This window comes from Promicromonospora sp. NPDC110617 (assembly GCF_055598465.1).
This window is the reverse complement of the sequence record NZ_JBVKBM010000002.1, coordinates 1,488,295-1,495,775: the sequence shown is the minus strand read 5'-3', so window position 1 is coordinate 1,495,775 and position 7,481 is coordinate 1,488,295. Positions and strand designations below refer to the sequence as shown.

Sequence of the window (7,481 nt, the reverse complement as noted above, 5' to 3'; positions counted from 1 at the left end):
ATTCTGACACGAAACCAGGGCAAGGTTGTCTAAAGAGAAGAGGAAATTCTGGTCTGTTCTGACGCCTCTTCTCGCCAAATATCGGACGTGCCCGACGTCGGACCTCACCTTCCGTACCCAAGGCTCGCTCCGACGTCGGACACCACAGGCACCGTCGCCTACTGTGAACACGTGCGAGGAGAGTTCAAGGTTCCACTCGGAAAGCTGGTTCGTGTCGAGACCGAGGTCGTCGGGGCCGGGGCGGACGGGACGGCCGGTCCACCGGGCCGGCTGACCGGCACCAGGGTGAGCGGGGACTTCTTCCTCGAGCCCGACGAGGCGCTGGAGGCCATGGGCGCGGCCCTCGACGGGATGCCCGCCGACGCGTCGAAGGCGCAGCTCGCCGAGGCGGTGCGCGAGGCCCTGGACGGCGCCACCGCCGTGGGCTTCGACGCGGACGCCGTGGCGGTCGCCGCGCGCCGCGCGCTCGGCCACGCGACAGCCTGGGAGGACCACGAGTTCCAGGTGATCCGTACCCCTGCGGTCTCGCCCCTGCTGAACGTCGCGCTCGACCAGGTGCTCACCGAGGAGCTGGGTGCCGGGCGCCGGGGGCCGACCCTGCGGTTCTGGGAGTGGGACGAGTCCGCGGTGATCATCGGATCGTTCCAGTCGCTGCGCAACGAGGTGGACCCCGAGGGTGCCGCGCGGCACGGGGCCCGCGTGATCCGGCGGATCTCCGGTGGCGGCGCCATGTTCATGGAGCCCGGCAACACCATCTCCTACTCCCTGTACGTGCCGGGCTCGCTCGTCGACGGGCTGAGCTTCGAACGGTCCTACGCGTTCCTCGACGACTGGGTGATCGGCGCCCTGCACGGTCTCGGCATCGACGCCACCTACGTGCCGCTCAACGACATCGCTTCGCCCGCCGGCAAGATCGCCGGCGCCGCCCAGAAGCGGCTCGCCGGGGGCGCCGTCCTGCACCACGCGACCATGGCCTACGACATGGACGCCGACAAGATGACCGACGTGCTGCGCATCGGACGGGAGAAGCTCAGCGACAAGGGCACCCGCAGCGCGAGCAAGCGCGTGGACCCGCTGCGCTCGCAGACGGGGCTCAGCCGGGCCGAGGTGATCGACGCGCTCGAGGCGTCGTTCCGCGAGCGGTACCGCACCGTGCCGGGCGAGGTCACGGCCGACGAGTGGGCGCTGGCACGGGAGCTGGTCGAGTCGAAGTTCGGCACTCCGGAATGGACCGCGCGCGTGCCTTAGCCGGGGGTGAAAGGGGGCGTGCCATGATGGGCAATCACGGTTTGGTAACACCCCTAGCATGCACTTCACCCGGTCAGTAATCTCCACGCAATGCCGCGTATTGGGAAGTTCATTTCTCAGGAATGTCATTTGGCTACTCTCGCGGCGCCCGGCGCAGGACCAGCGGAAGGAAGCCGAAGGATGACTCGAGCGATGCGACGGCCCGTGGCGGCAGCCACCGGAGCACTGCTTCTCGCGGCCACGACGGCCGCCTGCGGCGGAGGCGGCGGGGGCGACAGCGAGGGCGACGGCACCCTCAGCGTGTGGATCATGCAGGGCACCAACCCCAGTGCCGAGGACTTCTTCGCCGACGTCTCGACCGCGTTCGAGGAGGAGACCGGCGCGACGCTCGACGTCGAGTTCGTCGAGTGGGGCGACGCCCACGACCGGTTCGTCACCTCCATCGCCGGCGGGACCACCCCCGACGTCGCCGAGACCGGCACCACCTGGACCCCCGAGTTTGCCGACGCGGGCGCGCTCGCCCCGCTGGACGAGTACGTGGACGCGGCCGGGGTCACCGACGACCTCGTCGAGGGCCTGGTCGACGCGGGCACCTACGACGAGCAGCTCTACGGCATGCCCTGGTACGCCGGTGTGCGCTCGCTGGTCTACAACACGGAGCTGTTCGAGCAGGCCGGCGTCGAGCCGCCCACCACGTGGGCCGAGATCGAGGACGCCGCGGCGGCGCTCAAGAAGGAGTTCCCCGACAAGATCGCCGTCGCCGTGCCCGGTGACGCCGAGTTCACTGTCTACCCGTGGGTGTGGGGCGCGGGCGGCGAGGTCGCCACGCTCGACGGTGACACCTGGACCTCCGGCCTCGACAGCCCCGAGGCGCAGGAGGGCATCGGGTTCTGGACCGGGCTGGCCACCGAGGGTGACTACTCCTCGGCCGGCGCCACCACGTGGCGCGAGACCGACGTGCTCGACTCCTTCGCCGCGGGCGACGTGGGCATGGCGGTCATGGGCTCCTGGACGCCGGGCGCGATCGTCGAGGCCAACGCGGACATGGAGGGCAAGTTCGCCGCCGTGCCGATCCCGGGCCAGGACGGCGGCATCGCGCCGTCGGTCCTGGGCGGCTCGCACCTGAGTGTCTTCGAGACGGCCGACGACAAGGACCTGGCCTGGACGTTCGTCGAGATGATGACCACCGGCGAGTTCGCGCAGCAGTGGGCCGAGCAGTCCGGGTACTTCCCCGGCCAGGTGTCGCTCCTCGACGAGACGCTGGAGAGCACCGACCCGCTGGTCGCGCCGTTCGCCGAGCAGTTCGTGGACGGCGGCGCCTCGGTGCCCGCCGCGCCCACCTACGGCGCGGTGCAGGCCAAGGCCACCACGAGCACGATGATGCAGTCGATCCTCTCCGGGGACGCGGACGTCGCCGAGGCGAGCACCGCCGCCGCCGAGGAGATGACCGGCCTGCTGAACGGTTCCGAGTGACCCTTGGCTGACTCCTTGGCGACAGCCACCGTTCCGCGCCTGGGCAGGGCCAGGGCCGCCGTCGTGCGGCCCTGGCTGCTGCTCGCCCCCGCCCTGGCCGTCCTGGCGGTGCTGCTGCTGTGGCCCCTGGTGCGGGTGTTCCTCTTCTCGCTGCAGGACTACGGCCTGCGGGAGATCACGACCGGCGAGCCGAACTGGATCGGCCTGGAGAACTTCCGGGAGATCCTGGCGACGCCCGAGCTGTGGACGGTGGTGCTGCCCAACACCGTCGGGTTCGCGGTGCTGTCCGTGGCGGGCACCGTCGCGTTCGGCACGGCCGTCGCGGTTCTGCTCGCCTCGCTGGGCACGTTCTGGCGCACCGTCACCTCCAGCGCGATCATGGCCGCCTGGGCCATGCCCGCCGTCACCGGCACGTACGTGTGGGTGTGGATCTTCGACGCCGACCGCGGGGTCTTCAACGACGTCCTGATGAGCCTCGGCCTGCTCGACGACCCGACCAACTGGTTCACCAACCGGTGGACCTTCTACGCGATCGTGCTGCTCAACGTGATCCACCACGGCTTCCCGTTCGTCGCGGTGACCGTGCTCGCGGGGCTGCTCGGGGTGCCCAAGGAGATGCTCGAGGCCGCCGAGATGGACGGCGCCGGGTCGTTCCGCCGGTTCTTCTCGATCGTCGTGCCGCAGCTCCGCCAGGTGTTCGCCGTCGTGATCATCCTGTCGACCATCTGGGACTTCAAGGTGTTCGCGCAGGTCTACCTGATGCCCGGCGGCGCCGGGTCCAACCGGTCGGTGCTCAACCTGGGCGTGTGGTCGTACGTCGAGTCGTTCGGGCAGAACCGCTACGGCTTCGGCTCGGCCATCGCGGTGCTGCTGACGGTGCTGCTGCTCGTCATCACCGCCGTCTACGTGCGCACCGTCCTGGCGGAGGAGGAACGATGACCACCACGCGCCAGAGCTCGGCCGGCCACGTACGGGCGACCAGGGGCGCGCTCGCCCGGCCCGCCCGCCGTCCGCTGCGCCGCACCGCGCGGCGGTCGCCTCTGCGGCAGCTCGGCAAGGGCGTGCTCGTCGCCCTGCTGCTCGTGTTCACGCTGTTCCCCGTCTACTGGATGCTGAACAGCTCGCTCGACGCGCAGGCCGGCCACACCAGCAGCTTCTGGCCCGCCGAGCCCACGCTCGACCACTACGTGTTCGTGCTGACGGAGGGCGGGTTCGGCACGTTCCTGCGCAACTCGCTGCTCGTCGCGCTCGGCACGGTCCTCATCTCCTCGGCGCTCGCGCTGCTGGCGTCCGTCGCGGTGGCCCGCTTCCGGTTCCGGCTGCGCACCCAGATCCTGATGCTGGTGCTCATCGTGCAGATGGTGCCGCTCGAGGCGCTCGTCATCCCGCTCTTCGTGCAGGTCCGCGACCTCCAGCTCCTGGAGACCCTGACCGGCCTGATCGTGGTCTACGTCGCGCTCGCCCTGCCGTTCGGGATCTGGATGCTGCGGGGGTTCGTGGCGGCGGTCCCGGTCGAGCTGGAGGAGGCCGCCTACCTCGACGGCGCGAGCTGGGGACGCATGTTCTGGTCCGTGCTGCTGCCGCTGGTGGCGCCCGGCCTGGTCGCCACCAGCATCTTCGGCTTCATCACGGCGTGGAACGAGTTCATCTTCGCGATGACGATGCTCGGCGGGGCGACCGAGAACTACACGGTGGCGATCGGCCTGCGCTCGTTCTTCGGCATCCACTCCAACGACTGGGGCGCCATCATGGCCGCGTCCACCATCATCACCGTGCCCGTGATGGTCTTCTTCATCCTCGTCCAGCGCCGGCTCGCCTCAGGGCTGACGGCGGGGGCAGTGAAGGAGTGACCGACACGCCCGAGGCCGGCCGGCCCGAGCCTGGCCGGACGCAGCGCGCCGTCAACGGCGTGCTCCTGCCGGGGTTCGAGAACGCGGCCGGGCCCGCCGGCGCCGGCGTCCCCGCCTGGCTGGCCGACGCCGCCCGCGCCGGCCTGGCCGGCGTCGTCTACTTCGCGCGCAACACGCCCGACGTCGCCACCACCGCCGCGCTGTCCGCGGCGCTGCACGCGATCTCGCCCGACCTGGTCATCGCCGTCGACGAGGAGGGCGGCGACGTGTCGCGGCTGGAGGCCGCCCGCGGCTCGTCCCTGCCCGGCGCGGCGGCGCTCGGCGCGCTGCCGGGCGGCGCGATCTCGCTCGACGCCGGACGGGCGCTCGGCCGCGTGCTCGCCGCGACCGGCATCGACCTGCTGCTGGGCCCCGTGCTCGACGTCGTCTCGGAACCCGACAACCCCGTGATCGGCGTGCGCGCCTTCGGCACCACGCCCGACGACGTCGCCCGGCACGGCATCGCGTTCGCCCGCGGCGTGCGCAGCGCGGGCGTCGGCGTGTGCGGCAAGCACTTCCCCGGCCACGGCGCCACGACCGTGGACTCCCACGTCGGCCTGCCGGTCGTCGACGAGCCGCTCGACGTCGTCCGGGCGCGCGACCTCGTCCCGTTCGCGCGGGCCCTGTGCCCCGAGGGGCAGCTCGGGGCGGAGCAGTCCGGGCCCGACGCGTCGCGGCTCGACTCGGCGCGCCGCGACCAGTCCCGGCTCGACGCCGTCATGACCGCGCACGTGCTGTTCCCCGCCGTCGGCCCGGCGCCCGCGTCGATCGAGCCCGCGGCGTCGCGCCTGCTGCGGGAGCTCGGGCACGACGGGCCGATCGTGACCGATGCGCTCGACATGGGCGCGCTGCGCGAGCTCACCGGCTCGGTCGGCGAGGCCGCCGTCCGCGCCGTCGAGGCCGGCGCGGACCTGCTCTGCCTCGGCCTCGACCCCGCCCTGTACACCGAGTCGTACGACGCCCTGAGCGAGGCCGTCGCCGCCGGGCGCGTCAGCGTGGAACGACTGGAGGAGTCCGGGGCGCGAACACGCGCGCTCGTGGCCGCGGTCCACGCCCGGCGGGCCGCCGTGGGCGCGGTCACCGACGCCGACGCCGCGCGGCGGGCGCTCGCGGACCTGGCCGAGCTGGGCGCAGGCATCGCCGACACCGTCGTGCGGGTGCGGGGCGCCCACCTGGTGCCGCTCCCGCCGGACGCCCGGCCCGACGTCGTGGACCTGCGCGTGCGGCTGGACCACGCGGCCGGCCGCACGGCCCGGCACGTCCAGACGGCGGTCGCCGAGGTCTGGCCGGGCGCGCGGGAGTGGCCGGCGGAGAACGCGCCGTCCGGGGTCCGGCCCGAAGGTTCGCCCGACGTGCTGCCCGGAACCCTGCCCGAGCCCCTGTCGGAGGGGCTCGGACTGGACGATGATGGACTTGGAGTGCTTATTGCCCGATTCACCCGGTACGGTGTATCGGCGGATCTCGACAGAATCGGCACCGAGCGTGGCGCAGAATTTCCTGAGGGCGCGCCGCGCCAGGCCGAACCGCTCGTCGTGATCACCCGTGAACCCGTCCCGGGTTCGGTCGAACGGGGCCGGCTGGAGCGGCTCTGGGCGGTGCGCCCGGATCTGGTGGTGGTGCACACGGGACTGCCCGGGCCGGTCGGCGACTGGTTCGGGACGCTGAGCGGTGGTGGACCGGCGGTCGTGGTGGCGTGCGGGACAGGTCGGGCGAACGCGGCAGCGGCCGCCCAGCGCCTGCGGGGCGTGGGGCCGCGGAACGAGATCGAGCAGTACGAACACGAAGTCCAAGAGCACAGCGCAAGCAGAACGAAGGGGGCTCGCCGATGATCGCGGAAGCGGGATTCGAACGGCACGCACAGTCGGCGCCGCGCCCGGTCTCACCCACCGAGGAGCGCAACCCGCGCACCCGTGACATCGACGTGGTCTCCACGGCGGACATGGTGCGCATGATCACCGACGAGGACGCCGCCGTCATCGCCGCGGTACGCGCGGCGCACCCGCGCATCGTGGAGGCGATCGACCTGGCGGTGGACGGCATCCGCGCCGGCGGCCGGGTGCACTACGTCGGGTCGGGCACGTCGGGCCGCATGGGCCTGCTGGACGCCGCGGAGCTCCTGCCCACGTACGGCGTGGGCGAGGAGATGTTCGTGCCGCACCTGGCGGGCGGCCTGGGCGCCTTCAAGAAGGCGGCCGAGGGCGCGGAGGACGACGTCGAGGCCGGCGCCGCGCTCGTGTCCGACGTCGGGCCGGCGGACGTCGTGTTCGGCATCGCCGCCAGCGGCAACACCCCCTACGTCGGGGGAGCGCTCGACCGGGGCCGCGCTCGCGGGGCGCGGACCGTGCTGCTCGCGTCGAACCCGTTCGCGGCCCTGGCGCCCAAGGCCGACGTGCCCATCCTGGTGAACACCGGTCCGGAGGCCATCACGGGCTCCACCCGCATGAAGGCGGGCACCGCCCAGAAGATGGTGCTGAACACCTTCTCTACCGCCGTCATGGTGCGGCTCGGCAAGACCTACTCGAACCTGATGGTCGAGGTGCTGGCGACCAACGAGAAGCTGCGCAAGCGCCTGGTGCGCCTGCTCACGCAGGCCACGGACCTGGAGTCCGACGTGTGCGCCAACGCGCTCGCGGCGACCGACGGCGACCTGCGGGCCGCCCTCGTGATGCTCGTGGCGGGCGTGGACCGTTCGGCGGCGCTGACGGCGCTGGCCGTCGAGCCGGGACGGTTCAGCGGGCCGTCGGTGCGCGAGGCGCTGGCGCGGCTGGGGATCGAACCGGCGTAGCCGGGCGCGGTTGCTGAGGTCGGCAGTCGGCATCGAGATCGGCACAGGCCTGTGCCGATCTCGATGCCAGCTGCCGACTCCGTCGG

General features: G+C 72.1%; 6 protein-coding genes. All 6 read left to right on the top strand.

Annotated elements, in window-relative coordinates; translation table 11 throughout:
• Positions 1–171: 171 nt before the first annotated feature.
• The 6 genes from ACZ7LE_RS17455 (at position 172) to murQ (ending at position 7,395) form a co-directional block, all read left to right on the top strand.
• A complete protein-coding gene (locus ACZ7LE_RS17455) occupies positions 172–1,248 on the top strand; it encodes a lipoate--protein ligase family protein (protein ID WP_470404490.1) in 1,077 nt (358 codons plus the stop codon).
• Positions 1,249–1,440: 192 nt separating this feature from the next.
• Complete coding sequence (locus ACZ7LE_RS17450; RefSeq protein WP_470404489.1) at positions 1,441–2,721, top strand: sugar ABC transporter substrate-binding protein; 1,281 nt, start codon at positions 1,441–1,443, stop codon at positions 2,719–2,721.
• Between the two features lie 15 nt (positions 2,722–2,736).
• Entirely contained in the window at positions 2,737–3,660 is a 924-nt protein-coding gene (locus tag ACZ7LE_RS17445; RefSeq protein ID WP_400546433.1) for a carbohydrate ABC transporter permease, read from the top strand.
• On the top strand, positions 3,657–4,571 hold the full coding sequence (locus tag ACZ7LE_RS17440) for a carbohydrate ABC transporter permease (protein WP_470404488.1): 915 nt from the start codon (positions 3,657–3,659) through the stop codon (positions 4,569–4,571). Before ACZ7LE_RS17445 ends, ACZ7LE_RS17440 begins: the two co-directional genes overlap by 4 nt.
• Positions 4,568–6,439 carry a glycoside hydrolase family 3 N-terminal domain-containing protein gene (locus tag ACZ7LE_RS17435; protein WP_470404487.1) on the top strand — a complete coding sequence of 624 codons (1,872 nt, stop codon included), beginning with the start codon at positions 4,568–4,570 and terminating at the stop codon, positions 6,437–6,439. The genes ACZ7LE_RS17440 and ACZ7LE_RS17435 overlap by 4 nt, the downstream gene beginning before the upstream one ends.
• Positions 6,436–7,395, top strand: coding sequence for an N-acetylmuramic acid 6-phosphate etherase (gene murQ / locus ACZ7LE_RS17430; protein ID WP_470404486.1), 960 nt, complete (start codon positions 6,436–6,438; stop codon positions 7,393–7,395). The genes ACZ7LE_RS17435 and murQ overlap by 4 nt, the downstream gene beginning before the upstream one ends.
• Positions 7,396–7,481: the final 86 nt, after the last annotated feature.

What these genes read in the sequence shown, in the direction of transcription:
- murQ (WP_470404486.1), top strand. Translation starts at nt 6,436, where the DNA reads ATGATCGCGGAAGCGGGATTCGAACGGCACGCACAGTCGGCGCCGCGC.
- ACZ7LE_RS17440 (WP_470404488.1), top strand. Translation starts at nt 3,657, where the DNA reads ATGACCACCACGCGCCAGAGCTCGGCCGGCCACGTACGGGCGACCAGG.
- ACZ7LE_RS17450 (WP_470404489.1), top strand. Translation starts at nt 1,441, where the DNA reads ATGCGACGGCCCGTGGCGGCAGCCACCGGAGCACTGCTTCTCGCGGCC.